Source organism: Nonomuraea sp. NPDC050540 (genome assembly GCF_044457485.1).
In the GTDB taxonomy this organism is placed as follows: domain Bacteria; phylum Actinomycetota; class Actinomycetes; order Streptosporangiales; family Streptosporangiaceae; genus Nonomuraea.
The window spans coordinates 867,962-883,186 of the sequence record NZ_JBITHA010000001.1; the positions used below are offsets into that span (position 1 = coordinate 867,962).

The window sequence follows — 15,225 nt, forward strand, 5'->3', positions numbered from 1 at the left end:
CTCCGAGGTAGAAGGATCTAGAGCCGAGGTGGGGGTTCGTATTTGGGCAGATCCGCGCGTTTCCCATGAAGGTGGGCAATCAGCGCACGCTGTGATTCCGGGTCGCCGCGCCGGTCCGACTCCAGGTCCCGGATCGCCACCTCGATCAGCCCGCGGGTACGCGGCGGAGCCTCCTGGAACGCCTGCTCCAGGGCATGGTCGTACGCCGTCCTCGCCGCCTCGTCGTCGCCCTCGGCCCAGGCCAGCAGCCCCAGGTCGAACAGCAGGAAACCCGGCCGATCCGGCTTGACCGCCTGGTACTGCTGGTAGTAGTCGAGCGACTCCTGGTAACGGCCCAGCCGGTAGAGGCACCACCCCCTGGTCGACAGGTGGTCGGGATCGTACGGGCTGAGCGCGTCGAGCACCGCCTCGTAGCACGCGGCGGCCCGCTCCCGCTCGCCCAGCGAGAAGAGCGTGTCGCCCTGACCCGCCAGCGCCCCGGTGGAGCCCGCGTCCAGCGCCAGCGCCCGGTCGTAGGCGGCCAGGGCCGCGTCCAGATCGGGCGTCTCCCGGTAGCGGTAGGCCCAGGCCAGCATCTCCTCGCAGTAGGCGGTCACCTGCCGGCCGGGCGCGGTCGCCTCCAGGCCCGCCTCGATCGCCAGCTCCCACGCGGCCACGTACGACAGCGTGATCGACAGCTCCGCCCAGATCCAGGCGGCGTCCGGCTCCCGTTCCACCGCCCGCGTGAGGTTCCTGATGGCCGACAGCGGATCCCTGGCCGTGCGCTGGATGGAGCCGAGCACGTAGAGCCGCTCGGCGTTGCCCGGCGCCAGCTCCACCGCCCGGCCCGCGGCCTCCAGCGCGGCCTCGTAGCGCCCCGTGGCCGCCTCCAGCCAGGCCCGCGCCGAGTGGATCTCCGGGTCTTCCGACCAGATCCGGACCGCCTGGCTGAGCACCTCCCTGGCCTCGTCCAGGCGGCCGTCGTACTGCAGGGCCTCGGAGTAGTGCACGACGACCTGGGGATCGGCCTCCCTGCTGACCACCGTGCCGGTCATGGCGTGGCCGCGCAGCAGGCGTACCGCCTCTTCGCCCCTGCCCAGGCGCTGCAGGGTGTTGCGGAGCATGACCAGGGCCAGCAGATCGACCGGCTCGGCCGGGTGGCGCAGTTCCGCCGCCTCGCGCAGGTCGGCCTCCGCCTCCGCGTAATGGCCCTGGGCGAACTTGGCGGCGCCGCGTACCGACAGCAGCCACCTGCTGTCGTCGGACTGGGGGATGGCCCGGGTGGCGTGGGCGATGGCGTCGTCCAGTTCGCCGGTCATGCGGTAGACCTCGGCCAGCGTGCCGCGCGCCCAGGACAGCTCCGGGTCGATCTCGATCGCGAGTTCCAGGTCCTTTCTCGCCTCGGACAGCCGCTGGAGAGTGTAGTAGAGCTGGCCGCGCGAGCCGATCGCGAAGGCGGACGGCTGCAGCCGTACGGCCTGCTCGGCCAGCTCCAGGCCCTCCTCGGGGCGGCGCGTCATGCGCAGCACCTCGGCCAGGTCGAGCAGTGGGTCCGAGGCCCCCGGCCACAGCTCGATCGCCCTGCGCAGGTGCGGCTCGGCATCCTCGAAGCGCCCGAGCGCCAGCAGCGCGTTGCCGAGCCTGGCCCGCGCGAACGGATGGTCCTCGTTGAGCTCGACGGCCTTGGCCAGCTCGCGCTCGGCCTCCTCGCGCCGGTCGGCCAGGCCCAGCTCGACACCGAGGTGGGCGTGGAGGTCGGCGTAGCCGGGAGCGAGTTCGATGCCCGCGCGGAAGGCGGCCACCGCCGCCTCGCGCTCCTCCAGCTTGCTGTAGGCCAGGCCCAGCAGGCGGTGGTCCTCGGCGTCGCGCGGCGGCATGCGGGTGATGTGCCTGGCCACGTCACGGGCGTCCTTCGCCTGCTCCTGCACGCTGAGGATCTCGCTGTAGGCCCACCGCAGCGGGATGTCGTCGGGGGCGCGTTCGATGGCCCGCTCGACCGCCGCCCTGAGGTCGGTGACGTCGGCGACGGGCAGCTCCGGCAGCCAGAACTCGGTCAGCTTCGTCAGCGCCCGCGGATCGAGCGGGTCGATCTCCAGCGCCCTGCGGATGGCGGCGTCGGCCTCAGGAACACGTTTCAGCCCGTGCAGGATCTTGCCGCGGGCGGCGTGCGCGGCGGCGTCCTCCGGGTCCAGCTCCAGCGACCGGTCCAGCAGCCGCAGCGCCTCCGCCGGGTCGTCCGCCTCGGCGACCTGGGCCAGCGCGCGCAGCGTCCACGCGTTCTCGAAGCCCACGCTCGCGGCCCGGTCGAGGTCCCGCTTGGCGCCGGGCAGGTCCATCAGCCGCCTGCGCAGGTCGCCGCGTACGGCCAGCATCCAGCCGTCGTCCGGGTTCAGCTCCAGGGCGTGGTCCAGCAGCGGCGCGGCCTCCTCCAGCAGGCCCAGATCGAGGCGGGCGACGGCCAGGTGGCGCAGCACGACCGGCTCGTCGGGCATGAGCGCGGCCGCCGAGCCGAGGGTCCGCTCGGCCTCCCGCACCTGGCCGACGCCGAACAGCGCGATGCCCTCCACGATCAGCGCCCTGGGGTCGTCGGGCAGGTCGGCCCTGATGGCGCGGACCAGTTCCAGCGCCCGGTCCATGTCGCCGGTGCCGAGCAGGATCTGGGCGGCGGCGAAGCGGACGACGTGGTCGTCCTCCGCGCCCAGTGCGGCGTCCACGTGCTCGCGCGCCTGGGGGCGGCGGCGCGCCCTGGCGCAGGCGTCGGCGGCGTCCAGGTGGAGCGCCGCGCCCGGACGGCGGCGGGCGGCCTCGGTGGCGGCGTCGGCCGCGCTCTCGTCGTCGCCGACGTTCTGGAAGGCGATGGACAGCCACTCCAGGATGTCCGGATCGTCGCGGTCGGCCTGCAGCAGCGCCTCGATCGCCTCCTCGTGGCGGTCGGCCGCCAGCAGCGCGCCGCCGAGGTCGCGCCAGGCCGCCGAGGTGAGCTTGCCCAGCCGCTCGGCCAGGCCGAGCCGGAGCCTGGACAGCCTGACGTCGCCCTCCCACCGGGCGCAGGCGCGGTCGGCGAGGTCGAGCGCGGCGTACGGGTCGCCGGTCTCGGCCAGCAGCACGCGCGTGTAGGCGGTGTAGGGGCTCTCGGCGTCGCCGCCCTCCGCCACGATCCGCGCCGCCTCCTCGCGGCGGCCGGTGTGCAGCATCGCCAAGGCGTACAGCGGCGGTGAGAACGACGGCGGCGAGACCTTCAGCGCCCTGGCGAACAGCTCGCCGGACGCCGCCCGGTCGCCGGACTCGCGCGCCAGCATGCCGCGGGCGATCAGCACGAGGCCGAGCAGGCCGTTCAGCTCCGCGTGCCAGTGCGCGGAGCGGGCCTTGAGCGCGGCGTGCAGGGTGTCCTCCAGGACGGCGGCGCGCTCGGCCAGGCCGCCGGAGTGCTCCAGCCACAGGCCGGCCAGCAGCCAGCCCACCTGCTGCGACAGGTCGCCGGTGTCGGGGACCAGGTCGGCGCGCCGGCGGTTACGCCAGAGCTCGGCCATCGCCACGTGGTGTGACGTCATCATGTTCCCCTGGGGGTTCGGGTGGTGAGCGGGCGGCCGCCGCTCCTGGCATCCGGGGAGCGGCCCGTGCCGTCGTGCTTGAGATGGTGCATGAGCCGGCCGGCGATCACGTTCGTGTGGAGGGGGTCCCGATGCCTGGCCACCCAGCCCGCGTTGAGGAGGATCACCACCCGGTCGACGGGGGTCAGGGGCGGCAGGGTGTCCCCGAGGAGGAGGTGGTCAGCACATGTTTGCACGTCTGCCCAGTTCTTTGCGGAAAAGCCGCGCAAGCGGTCCCTGTGCAGCGCGGTGTGCAGGTGGCGGCAGAAGTCCGGATCGAGGACGGGCTCCGCGGGGACGCCGAGCTGCCGCAGCAGGTCCGTCCAGAAGTCCTCGAGCTGGTCCACCTCCTCGGCGAAGGCGTCCTGGCCGTCGGCGGGGCCGGCCAGCCGCAGCATGGACAGGATCATCTGCGCTCTGAGGGTGTCCGGCGGCAGGTTCGAGACCGACGGCACGCTCGGGTGCAGGCGGAAGGTGAACATGGCGCGGGCGTAGGCGGGGCCCAGCATGAACGCGGCCAGCGCGTCCTCGGCCAGCCGGGCCGCGTACGGCGTCGGCGGCCGGGCGAGCAGCTCGTTGAGCATCCTGGCCCTGTCGGCGGCGTGCTTGACGACGCTGGCCCCCGCCTCCCTGGCCGCCAGCGGGACGCCCCAGATGTTCCAGTCGGGGAAGCCGAGCTTGATGACCGCGCGCATGCTGAAGGCCGGTGTCCGCGAGGGCAGGGACAGCGCCTGGTGCGGGCCGAGCATCCGGGTGAGCAGGTGGTCGGTCACCGTGCACACGCTGTCCTCGACGGCGCTGTCGCGCATGGCCAGGCCCGCGACGAACTCGACGTAGTTGTCATAGACCGGCTCGGCCTCCGTCTTGACGAACTCGGCGTACCCGCGCCACAGCTCGGGCAGGTCGGCGCCGTCGGAGTCGAGCCGGTCGCGCAGCTTCTCCGCCTCGAAGCGCAGGTTCCCCGTGGCGGCCCGCAGGTCCTCCTCCAGCACGGTCTGCTTCTCCAGCTCCACCATCCGGTCGCTGAGCGGCTCGATCGTCTCGCGGATCCTGGCGACGCCGTCCTCGACCGCCCGGATGTGGCCGTCCAGGTCGGTGATGCTGGTCGTCAGCGGCCGGTTGCCGAGTTCGCCGAGCCGGCCCTTGCCCGGCCTGGCCAGCTCCTGCTTGATCGGGGCCGCGTTGCTGGCGAGCTCGCCGACGGCGTTCTCGGCCTCCTGGAGCGCGTCCAGCACCTCGCGCATGTGCTCGCGCTTGCGGATCGCGTCGGTCACCGCGCCGCTGATCCGGTCCAGGTCGGCCAGCAGGCAGTCCAGCCTGATCGTCAGGATGAGCTTGCCGTCCACGTCAGCCGCCCCTGGCGAGCATGGCCAGGGCGCGGACGCCGGTCTCCCCGGCGGCCCCGCCGTCGAGGCGCAGGCGCCAGACGGCGTTGAGCACGTGGGCCGGGGTGATGCCGGGGCGCCGGCGTTCCTCACCGGTCAGCGCGCGCTCGGCCGCGCCGACCATGCCGCCGGGTTCGTAGCGGGCGCGGGGCAGGTGGCGCTCCAGCAGGTCGAAGACGGCCGCGGCGGGAATGTGGGCCCGGTCCTCCCGCACGGCGTTCCCCTCCTCGCCGGTGAGCGCCGTCCAGGCCGGTGCGATCATGGCCTCGACGGCGCGGGCGTACGTCCTGCCGTGCTTGTCCGACATCGCCATGAGCATCTCGGTCATCGTGTGCACGCGTATCCGCCACGACGGGTGGGACGGGCCGGTCAGGTCCACCTCGTCCGGGTCGATGCGCAGGCGCACGCACGACAGCGGGTAGGCGGGGCCGAGGGCGTAGGTGGCGTAGCAGTCGGCGATCAGCTCCTCGCGGTGCCGGTTGTCGGCCCGTTCCAGCAGGGGGCGCTCGTCCTTGTCCCGGACGTGGCCCACCTCGCGGATGACGTAGTGGCCGAGTTCGTGCGCGAGGACCGGGAGATGCCAGGCGTCGGGGGAGGGCGGCAGCCGGAGCATGTCGGAGGTTCTGGTGTACGACTCCGAGCGCGCGCACGCGGCGATCACCACGTGGGCGGGGACGCCCGCGCGCTCGCACAGGAAGATCACCAGCGCCTCGGCGGCGCCCCCGTCGTCGCCGAGCACGTGCCGGCGCAGCAGGACGGCCTGCGCGTAGTCGAGCGCCTCGACCCGCAGCGCCTCGGTCTTCTCCCGCAGGTGGCGCAGGTGGGCCCAGTCGCGCACCTCCCGCAGTTCGAGGATCAGGTCGTCGGCGTGGCGCCTGATGGAGCGGGCGGTGGCGGTGCGGGGCTCCGAGCGGAGCGCCAGGTCGGCGGCCTGGTTGAGGGCGTCGATCTCGGCGCGGACGTGGTCGTCGATCATGCGGTGGCGTCCTCGACCACGGTCCGCACCCCGCGTACGGTCACCGGCAGGGACCACGCGTCGGCGTAGTCGGCGGCCAGCACGAGCACCACGCCGAGCAGGAGCGCGGCCACCGCGCCCGCGGCGAGCGGTGTCGCCAGCCATGCGGCGAGGCCGGTGCTGACCGTGATCGCGATCGCGAGCACGTCCATGTGCTTGCCGAAGCGGTCGCCGAGCTCGGCCAGCTCGGCACGGGCGCCGTCGAGCCTGGCACGATCCAGGGCGTCGCGGCCGAGCCGCTCGTCGAGCGCGGATCTGACGCCGTCGGTGCCGAGCAGCGCGGACACCAGGAGCGGGCCCGCCGCCTTGTCCTTGTCCAGGCCGTCAGCCAGCTGGGAGACGGCCGCGTTGACCCGGTCGAGGGCGGCGGCGGGGATCAGGTGGTGCAGCGCGGTGAGCGCCTTGTGCAGGGCGCGGGCGGCGAGCTTGGTGAGGGTGCCGGTGAGCGCGCCGACGCCGAGCTTGTCGAGGATCTCCTGGGTGGTCGTGGCGACCGTGCTCACGACGGGGATCTTGGCGAGGGCGGCGCCGGCCACGCCGGCCGAGCGTTCGTGGATGCGATCCAGGCAGGCGGCGGCCTCCTGGCGGAGGGTGGCGATCGCGGTGGGCAGGTCGGGGGAGGCGCTCGCGGCGGCCTCGAAGCCGAAGTGATCGGGGGGTTTCAGCGCAGCGGCCAGCCGCCCGAGGGAGTCTCCGGCCGCACGCAGCCGCCCGGACCCGCCATCCACCCCAACCCCGCCGCCGCTGCCGTCGGCCTCGCCTCCGTCGGCCGCGGCGGAGATCAGGGCTTGGGACAGGGCCAGGTCGCGCACGGCCCCGGCGAGCAGGTCGTCCGGGTCCGGCGTGGGTGCGTGCGGGCCGGGGCGGGGTGGCTCGAAGCCGTACGCGCCGCTGTCGCCCAGGGCGGCGCGCGCCTGCTCGGCGAGGCGGTCGCGGGCGTAGCCGGCCCGCCGTTCGTCGCCCGCGGTCAGCGCGGCATGGAGCTCACCGACCGTGTCCTGCAGGGATCGTGCCGACCGCGCGAGGCCGTCGAGGTGCTGTCGTGAGCCCACTGTGCATCCCTCCGGAGCACATTGTGATGCTCCGGAGGGAATGTTGCCTAGGGGAGGCGGAAGTCCAGGTCAGGAGTGATATCTGCCACGTCCATCTGGGCCTTTTGCAGACGTCCGGAATGGTCCCAGTTCATGGCCTGCCAGCGGGTGAACTGGTCAAGTACCCACATACCGGACTGGCGGCTGCCGTTGCCCGACTTGCCGTTGCCGCCGAACGGCAGGTGCGCCTCGGCGCCGCTGGTGGAGTTGTTGACGCTGACCATGCCGGCCGAGACGCCCTCGCGGAAGCGGAAGGCGTTCTTCGCGTCGGTGGTGTAGATGGAGCTCGACAGGCCGTAACCGGGCAGGTTGGCCAGCTCGATGGCCTCGTCCATGGTCTGGAACGTGGTCACGCCGACGATCGGGCCGAACGTCTCCTCCAGGAACAGCCGGTCGCCGGGACGCACGCCGTCGACCACCACCGGGTGGTAGTAGAGCCCGCCCTCGCCGGTGAACTCGTGGTGCGGGCTCTCCTTGCTGATCTTTCCGGTGTCGCCGGTCACGACCTCGTGGTGCGGCTGGATCCAGGTCAGGAACTCCTCGTAGCGGACCGCGAACTTCTCATCCAGCAGCGGCCCGGCCAGCACGTCGCCCATCGGCTCGCCGATCTTGGCGTTGGAGACGGCGCGGGCGAAGCGCTCGACGAACTCGTCGTGGACGCTCTCGTGCACGATGACGGTGCCGAGGCTGGTGCAGCGCTGGCCGGCCGTACCGAAGCCGCCGAACAGCGCGCCCTCCACGGCCAGCGCGAGGTCGGCGTCCGGCATGACCACCATCGGGTTCTTGCCGCCGAGTTCGAGGCAGGCCGACTGCAGGTGGCGCCCGGTCAGCTCGCCGATCTTCCTGCCCACCTCGGAGGAGCCGGTGAAGCCGACCTTCTGCACGGTGCCCTCGGTCAGGGCGAGGTCGAGGCCCTCGAAGGTCTCCTTGCCGTCGGCGAAGACGATGTTGAGCACGCCTTCGGGCAGGCCGGAGGCGGCGAACAACCGGTACATCGCGTGCGCGGAGGCGGCGGCGTACTCGGCGGGCTTCCACACCACCGCGTTGCCGCACAACAGCGCCGGAACCAGATACCACGAGGGCACCGCGACGGGGAAGTTCCCGGCGGTGATCACCGCGGCCACGCCGACCGGGTTGCGGAAGGTGAACAGGTTCTTGTCCGGCATCTCCGACGGCACGGTCTGCCCGTACAGCCTGCGGCCCTCGCCCAGGAAGAAGTCGCAGGTGTCGACGATCTCCCGCACCTCGCCCAGCGACTCCTTGTACGGCTTGCCGATCTCCTCGGTCACCAGCCGCGCCAGCGCCTCCGCGTTGGCCTCCACCAGCCGCCCGATCGAGGCGATCACCCTGCCGCGCACCGGCGCCGGCACCTTGGCCCACTCGCGCTGCGCCTCCTTGGCGGTACGGCACGCGGCCGCGAAGGCGGCGGCGTCCGCGAGGCCCACACCGGCCACGACCTCGCCGGTGCGCGCCGGGTTGGCCGAGATGTAGGTGCTGGTGGCAGGGACGTCCTTACCACCAACAATGGAGACAATCTGACGGGTCACCGATGACCTCCTCGTAGTTCCTCCGCAAAGACAATCATCCTGCCGCACATTTTCCCAAGCCCTGGCGAACGTCCGGCGATGTCCTGGTTCGTATTACTGCGAAGGCGAATCTCTGGACCTGTCCGGATGCGTATAACCGGACGACCGTCTTCCCGGAAAAACGGCTGGGGTGCCGTTCCTCGAAGGGGTGTGTGCGGGGAGACGGCCGTGCGCGCGCGTCCCCGGGTGCTGTGGCGGTCCACCGGGGCGCGCGCCCTCACACCTGGAGTGACGATGCTCTTCCCCGGCCCGGTTCTGGAGGCTCTGGAGCGCGCGCCGGCGCGGACGGCGATCGAGCACGGCGAGCGGGTGGTCACCCGCGGGGAGCTGCTCGGGCTGGTCGCGCGGTGCGGGGACGGCCTGCGCGCGAGGGGGCTGCGGCCCGGCGCCGGCGTCCTCGTCGTCGCCGCCTCGACCCCCGAGGTCTACGCCGCGCAGCTGGCCGCGCACGCGCTGGGCTGCCTCGTGGGCATGGCCCGGCCCGGCTGGGGCCCGGTGCGGACGGCCGAAGCGCGGGCGGCGGGCTTCGACGTCGTGCTCACCGGCGCCGAGGTGGACGAGCTGGCCGCCGGATCCGCCGCGGGCGCGGCCGAGGCGGGGGCTCGGCCGGACGACCTGGCCCGGCTCACGTTCACCAGCGGCAGCACCGGGAGCCCCAAGGCGCCCGTCCAGACCTACCGCGCCTACAGCCTCGCCTACCGGCCCGCCGCCTGGCCGCCGCCGCTGACGGCGCTGATGGCGAACTTCGAGCGCTGCCTCATCCACGCCAGCCTCGCCGGCCCCGTCATGATGACGTACCTGGGCAGGACGCTGGTCGCCGGCGGCGTCGCGATCATCCCCGAACTACCTCTGGCCGAGGCGATCTCCGCCCACCGGGTCACCGCCACGATGATGGCGCCGCCGGTCCTGGGCGGCCTCCTGGACCAGGACGCCGATCTGCGCGGTCTTCGGGCGCTGATGCTCGGGGGCGCGCCGGCGGCGCCGTCGCTGCTGGAGCGGGCCGCCGACCGGCTCGGGCCGGTGGTCTGGCAGGGGTACGGCCAGGCCGAGGCGGGCGTGATCGCCATGCTGACACCGGATGACGTGGCGGCGGGCCGTACCGGGGCGGTGGGGCGGCCTTTGCCCGCCGTACAGGTGAGCCTGCGTGACGGCGAGGGGCGGCCGGTGCCGCACGGCGCGGACGGCGAGGTGTGGGTGCGCAGCCCGCACATGATGGCCGGATACTGGCGCGCGCCCGAGCTGACCGGCGAGGTGCTGCACGAGGGCTGGCTGCGCACCCGCGACCTCGGCTTCCTGGACCGCGACGGGCTGCTCCACCTGACCGGCAGGACGCGCGACGTGATCATCGTCGGCGCCGAGGTCTGCTACGCGGGGGCGATCGAGCGGGTGCTGGCCGCGCATCCCGACGTGGAGCAGGCGTTCGTGGTCGGCGCGCCGGACCGGGAGACCGGCGAGGCGGTGCACGCCTTCGTGGTGCCCGCCGCGGGGCGGGCGCCCGACCTCGGCGCGCTGGCCGCGCTCGTGCCCGAGGCGTTGAGCGCGGCCAGCACACCGAGAAGCATCACCGTCATCCGGGAGGTCCCGCTGAACGCGGCGGGCAAGCCGGACAAACGCGCGCTCAGACCCACGGGGCCGTCGGCCACCAGATGATCTCGAAGCGGCCGAGCAGCCTGCCCACCCAGTACAGGGCGGTGAAGGAGCCCGCGACGATGAACGCCGTGCCGGTGATGACGGCCAGCCGTCCCGGCCCGGCGCCCAGCCAGCGCCGCGCCCGGCCGCCGAGCGCGAGGGCGAGCAGCAGCACGAGCACCGCCATGACGACGATGTTGCCGAGCGACTGCAGCATGAACGCCAGCGCGCCGTAGAGCGGGTTGTGGCTGGCGGCGGCGTCGCGGAAGAGCTGACGGAACAGCCCGAACGGCCGGCCGATGAGGAAGGCGCCGATGAGCGCGCCCATGACCACCATGCGCGCGTTCGGGAAGCGCCGCTCCAGCCGGGCCAGCGGATCCCTGACCAGGCCGAGCGCGGCCAGCCCCAGGAAGACCAGGATCAGCCCGATCACGCCGAAGGTGACCATCGACTGGATGTTGCGCGCGAGCAGCCCGCCGGCCGGCGGCGCGTTGGCGAACTGCGGCATGGCGGTGCCGGCCAGGCCCACCACGAAGCCGTAGACGCCGGACACCGCCAGTACGCCCACGGCCAGCCAGCCGAGAGGCTTCAGCGTGCGCGCCATCCGCGCGCCCGCCGAGCTGCCGGCGCCCACCAGGGGCGCGACCGCGCCCATCGCGGCGATGTTGCAGGCGGTGAACGTGCCGGCCAGCCCGGTCACGAACGCGAAGACGACGCCGGACAGGATCCCGGCGATCGGTGTCTCCGAGGCGTCGTGGCCGAGGAGGGTGTCGGCGACGTTCGCGCCGATGGTCTGGTCGACGAACTCGGCCGACCACACGACGGTCAGCAGGAAGCCGGCCAGCACGCTGAGCAGGACGACCAGCCACCGGCGGGCCGTGGGCCGCTCAGCCGGCGTGGTCGGGGTGGCGCGCAGGGTCATGGGAGATGTTCCTCTCCTGTTCGAAGTGGCGCTCGCACAGGCGCAGGCGCCTGGCGTGCCAGACCATGTACGTGCCGAGAACGAGCTGGAGCGGGCTGCGCCACACCTCCTCCCATCGATCGCGCAGCCGCAGACAGGCGAGGACGAGCCGCCGGAGCCGTACCCGGTGGCCGCGCGGGGTCATCAGGCAGGGGCCGCGGTTGGGCAGCGGCCGGGTGTGCCGGGCGGTGGAAGCGAGATCGTGTTCGCGCAGGACCTCCCTGACGACGGCTCCGATGGTGATCGGCGCCAGGTGCCAGGCGGGGCAGGGCCGGTTGGCCGCCACCCCGAACGGGATGTGGCCGCCCGAGCGGTGGAACTCCGGGTAGCTGAAGCAGAGCACGGAACCGGCCGGGATCGGCTCCGCGCCCTCCAGGCAGATGTCGGCCGAGGTGATCCGGTGCGCGACGCCGAACAGCGGGAAGTCGTGCAGGGTCCGCTCGATGACCGCCTCCAGCGGCCCGTCGGCGCCGTGGGCGGCGATCTCCATGAGCACGTGCGCGGTGGCTTCGGCGCTCTGGACGACCGCCGTGTTGAAGAAGGTGCCCTGGAGGTAGAAGGCGCGCTCCTGCTCGTCGAGGGTCTGAGGCAGGGGGTGCGGCACCTGCCCGAGGGTGTCGCGCAGGTGGCGGGTCAGGCGCAGGCGCCGGTCCATGTGGCGCAGGCCGCAGCACTTCAGCGAGGTGACCACGTCGTCCGAGTGGTCCACGATGAGGTCTCTGACGCCCGGCGGGCAGGGGACGCCGAACACGACCCGGTGGTAGAACTCCGCCCAGACCGGCATCATCAGGTCGCGCAGCCGTACCAGGCCGTTCTGGTGGGGGAGGGCCGCGCGCAGGCTGGCGGTGGCGAGCTCGTCGGCGGTACGGCTCGGCATCGTCAGGATGCGGCGGGTGCAGCGGGCGACGTCGTCGTAGCGGGGGCCGGGTTCGAGGTGTTCCTGGTGGACCTCGGCGCCGGGCGAGAGCCAGTACCAGAACAGGTCGGACAGGGCCGCGCCGCGGCTGCGGCCGTCGGCGGCGGGGTGCGCGTAGAGCTCCATGAAGCGGGAGAGGTCCACGAGGTCGCCGGGCACCGGGATGCCGTCCGCGCCGTTGATGCGGGCGAACAGCCACGTGCGCAGCTTGGTGACGGCGCCGGGCAGCCAGTACGGCAGGCTCAGCAGGACGGCGAGTGCCCCGAGGGTGGCGACCACAACAATCACACCCGGTTCTACGAATGCCGATATGTCCCGAGATTCACCGGAATCTTTTGGGCTGTCGTGATCCGTACAACTCACATGGAGGTCTTCAACCTGCGCGACTTCGAGGACGTGGCCCGGGAGAAGCTCGACCCGGTGTACTACGACTACTTCGCCGGCGGGGCGCAGGACGAGGTGACACTCGCGGCCAACGAGGCGGCCTTCCGGCGGCTGGCCCTGGTACCGAGGATCCTGCGCGGCCACGGCCCGCCCCGGCTCGCGGGCAGGGTGCTGGGGTGTGAGAGCTCGATGCCGGTCCTGCTCGCGCCGACCGCGTTCCACCGGCTGGCCTGTCCCGAGGGCGAGGCGGCCACCGCCCGCGCGGCGCGCGAGGCCGGCGTCATCATGATCGCCGCGATGCTGTCCACGATCACCATCGAGGAGATCGCGGCGGCCGGGGGCACGCTGTGGTTCCAGTTGTACATCCAGCCCGACCTGGGTTTCACCAAGTCGCTGGTACGGCGGGCCGAGGCGGCCGGCTGCCGCGCCCTGGTCGTGACCGTGGACTCACCCGCGCTGGGCAGGAACGAACGTGGCGACCGCAACGACTTCCACGACCTGCCGCCGGGCATCTTCTGCGCCAACATGCGCGGTGACGGGAACATCCGACAGGTCCGCCTTTCTCCCGAAATTTCGTGGAACCATGTGGAATGGCTGTGCGGGGAGACGCAGCTCCCCGTTCTGCTGAAGGGCGTTCTGCACCCCGCCGACGCCGCCCAGGCCGTGGACTGCGGCGTGGACGGCCTGATCGTCTCCAACCACGGCGGACGGCAGCTCGACACCACCCCCGCCACCATCGACCGGCTGCCCGTGATCGCCGACGCGGTCGGCGGCCGGGTGCCCCTCCTGCTGGACGGCGGCGTACGGCGCGGCACCGACGTGGTGAAGGCACTCGCGCTCGGCGCCTCGGCCGTCGCCCTCGGCCGCCCGGTGCTTTGGGGACTGGCCAGTGGCGGCGCCGACGGAGTGGCCCGCGTGCTGTCCCTGCTGCGGAGGGAACTGGAGAACGCGCTGACGCTGTGCGGGGCCGACTCGCCGGGCGCGCTGACCAAGGACCAGGTGGTGGGATGAAGGTCATCGGTGTGGGCGTCGGCAGGACCGGCACGCTGTCGCTGAAGGCGGCGCTCGAACGCCTCGGCCTCGGCCCCTGCTTCCACGGCCGCCACGTCCTGGACCACCCCGACCGGCTGCCCATGTGGCGAGCGGCCGCCGCCGGCCAGCCGGTGTCCTGGCAGGCGGTGTTCGCCGGGTACGCCTCCAGCGTGGACTGGCCGGGCGCCGCCTTCTGGCCCGAGATCCTCACCACCTTCCCCGACGCCAAGGTGATCCTGACCGAACGCGACCCCGAGGCGTGGTACGCCAGCGTGTCCAGGACCATCTACCGCATGTTCGGCGACGCCGAGCCCGACGCCCGGGTGGCCGAGGCCAGGCGGACCGTGCCCGGCCTGGACGTGTTCACCGCGTTCCACCGGGCCATGATCTGGGACGGCTTCTTCTCCGGCCGCTTCACCGACCGCGCCCACGCCATCGCCGTCTACGAGGAGCACAACGCGGCGGTACGCCGGGCGGTGCCGTCCGGGCGGCTCCTGGTGATCGAGCCGGGATCGGGATGGGGGCCGCTGTGCGACTTCCTGGGCGTGCCGGCGCCGGGCGAGCCGTACCCGCACCTCAATGATCCTGAACGGTTCTGGGCGCGGGTCGAGGCCCGGATGGCGGAGTCCCGTCCCGGCTGAGTCTCAGGTACGGCGGGCGCTCACCATCGCGAACGACAGGAACGCGCCCTGGTCCGCCTCCAGCATCGCGACCGTCTGCCCGGCGGCGTCGCCGGGCCGGTGCTCCATGCAGGCGCGGGCCCACAGGAGCCAGTCGTTCCAGCCGCCGGGCTGCAGGCGCGCGGACGTCACCGTGACCAGTTCGGTGATCTCCCATTGGAAGCGCCACCACTCGGCGGTGTGCCAGGCGAGCGCCTCCCAGCCCACCAGGGCCTTGATGTGCGGCGGGATCGCGCCGAGGTCGCGGACCTCGGCGGTCATGCCGGGGGTGGCGATCCCCAGCTGACCGCCCGGCTTGAGGAAGCTCGTGATGTAGGCGAGATAGCCGTCGGCGGTGCCGAAGTACTCGTAGGCGTCGATGCTGACGATCGCGTCGAAGGACTCTTTCTCGAACGGCAGCGCGTGGGCCTCGGCGTTGACCGCCTGTACCCGGTCGGCGACCCCCGCCTCCGTGAACACGGCCGCCGCCGTGCCCGCCGCCACCCAGAGGTCCGCGGCCACCACCTCGACGCCGAACTCCCTGGCCAGGAACACCGACGTCGCCCCCATGCCGGAGCCCAGGTCCAGCACGCGCATGCCCGGCTTCAGGTCGAGGTCGCGGGACAGGTCCTCCAGGAGCCACAGGGGATGCGGGCCCATGTCCAGGCCGACCACCCAGGCGGGGTCGTAGTGGGAGGAGCGGGGATAGACGTCGGGGCGGTGCAGTTCACTCAGTGCGGTCACAGAGCGGCATCCCACCACGTCACCACCTCCACCATCAATCCAATATCCACCCACCCACCCGACCCGGCCCGCCTACTCACCCGAAAACGGCCCGCTCACCCACCCGGCTCTCCCACCCGGCCCCGGCCCACCCGCTCCACCCGGTAACGGCTCCACCTGGCCCCGGCCCACCGGGCGTCCGGCGCCGCGACCAACAGGCCCGGCCCTCAGCCTCTGGTCGCCCAGAGCCGCCCGCTCAGGTGTCCAGGCACATC

Annotated in this window: 11 protein-coding genes; 3 read left to right on the top strand and 8 right to left on the bottom strand. The window is 72.9% G+C overall.

Annotation, left to right across the window (positions count from 1 at the left end):
- Window positions 1–17 precede the first annotated feature (17 nt).
- Genes ACIBI5_RS03955 through ACIBI5_RS03975 form a run of 5 tightly spaced genes read right to left on the bottom strand, consistent with a single transcriptional unit; the run spans window position 18 to window position 8,607 of the window.
- A complete protein-coding gene (locus ACIBI5_RS03955) occupies window positions 18–3,533 on the bottom strand; it encodes a tetratricopeptide repeat protein (protein WP_397242890.1) in 3,516 nt (1,171 codons plus the stop codon).
- A complete protein-coding gene (locus tag ACIBI5_RS03960) occupies window positions 3,530–4,915 on the bottom strand; it encodes a hypothetical protein (protein WP_397242892.1) in 1,386 nt (461 codons plus the stop codon). The genes ACIBI5_RS03955 and ACIBI5_RS03960 overlap by 4 nt, the downstream gene beginning before the upstream one ends.
- Before the next feature lies 1 nt (window position 4,916).
- A complete protein-coding gene (locus ACIBI5_RS03965) occupies window positions 4,917–5,930 on the bottom strand; it encodes a hypothetical protein (RefSeq protein ID WP_397242894.1) in 1,014 nt (337 codons plus the stop codon).
- Complete coding sequence (locus tag ACIBI5_RS03970) at window positions 5,927–7,021, bottom strand: hypothetical protein (protein WP_397242896.1); 1,095 nt, start codon at window positions 7,019–7,021, stop codon at window positions 5,927–5,929. Before ACIBI5_RS03970 ends, ACIBI5_RS03965 begins: the two co-directional genes overlap by 4 nt.
- Before the next feature lie 47 nt (window positions 7,022–7,068).
- Entirely contained in the window at window positions 7,069–8,607 is a 1,539-nt protein-coding gene (locus ACIBI5_RS03975; RefSeq protein WP_397242898.1) for an aldehyde dehydrogenase family protein, read from the bottom strand.
- Window positions 8,608–8,814: 207 nt separating this feature from the next.
- Between ACIBI5_RS03975 and ACIBI5_RS03980 the strand changes: the two genes are divergently transcribed.
- Complete coding sequence (locus ACIBI5_RS03980) at window positions 8,815–10,296, top strand: class I adenylate-forming enzyme family protein (RefSeq protein ID WP_397242900.1); 1,482 nt, start codon at window positions 8,815–8,817, stop codon at window positions 10,294–10,296.
- Here the strand turns inward: ACIBI5_RS03980 and ACIBI5_RS03985 are convergent.
- Entirely contained in the window at window positions 10,265–11,197 is a 933-nt protein-coding gene (locus tag ACIBI5_RS03985) for a hypothetical protein (RefSeq protein ID WP_397242902.1), read from the bottom strand. The two genes, ACIBI5_RS03980 and ACIBI5_RS03985, sit on opposite strands and share 32 nt — an antisense overlap.
- Window positions 11,163–12,440 (bottom strand): hypothetical protein, encoded by a 1,278-nt coding sequence (locus ACIBI5_RS03990; protein WP_397242904.1) that lies wholly within the window; start codon window positions 12,438–12,440, stop codon window positions 11,163–11,165. The genes ACIBI5_RS03985 and ACIBI5_RS03990 overlap by 35 nt, the downstream gene beginning before the upstream one ends.
- A gap of 57 nt (window positions 12,441–12,497) precedes the next feature.
- Between ACIBI5_RS03990 and ACIBI5_RS03995 the strand changes: the two genes are divergently transcribed.
- Window positions 12,498–13,547, top strand: coding sequence for an alpha-hydroxy acid oxidase (locus ACIBI5_RS03995; RefSeq protein ID WP_397242906.1), 1,050 nt, complete (start codon window positions 12,498–12,500; stop codon window positions 13,545–13,547).
- Window positions 13,544–14,209, top strand: a complete 666-nt coding sequence (locus tag ACIBI5_RS04000; protein ID WP_397242908.1) for a sulfotransferase family protein — start codon at window positions 13,544–13,546, stop codon at window positions 14,207–14,209. The genes ACIBI5_RS03995 and ACIBI5_RS04000 overlap by 4 nt, the downstream gene beginning before the upstream one ends.
- Before the next feature lie 3 nt (window positions 14,210–14,212).
- Here the strand turns inward: ACIBI5_RS04000 and ACIBI5_RS04005 are convergent, their stop codons facing one another.
- Window positions 14,213–14,971 (bottom strand): SAM-dependent methyltransferase, encoded by a 759-nt coding sequence (locus ACIBI5_RS04005; protein WP_397242910.1) that lies wholly within the window; start codon window positions 14,969–14,971, stop codon window positions 14,213–14,215.
- Window positions 14,972–15,225: the final 254 nt, after the last annotated feature.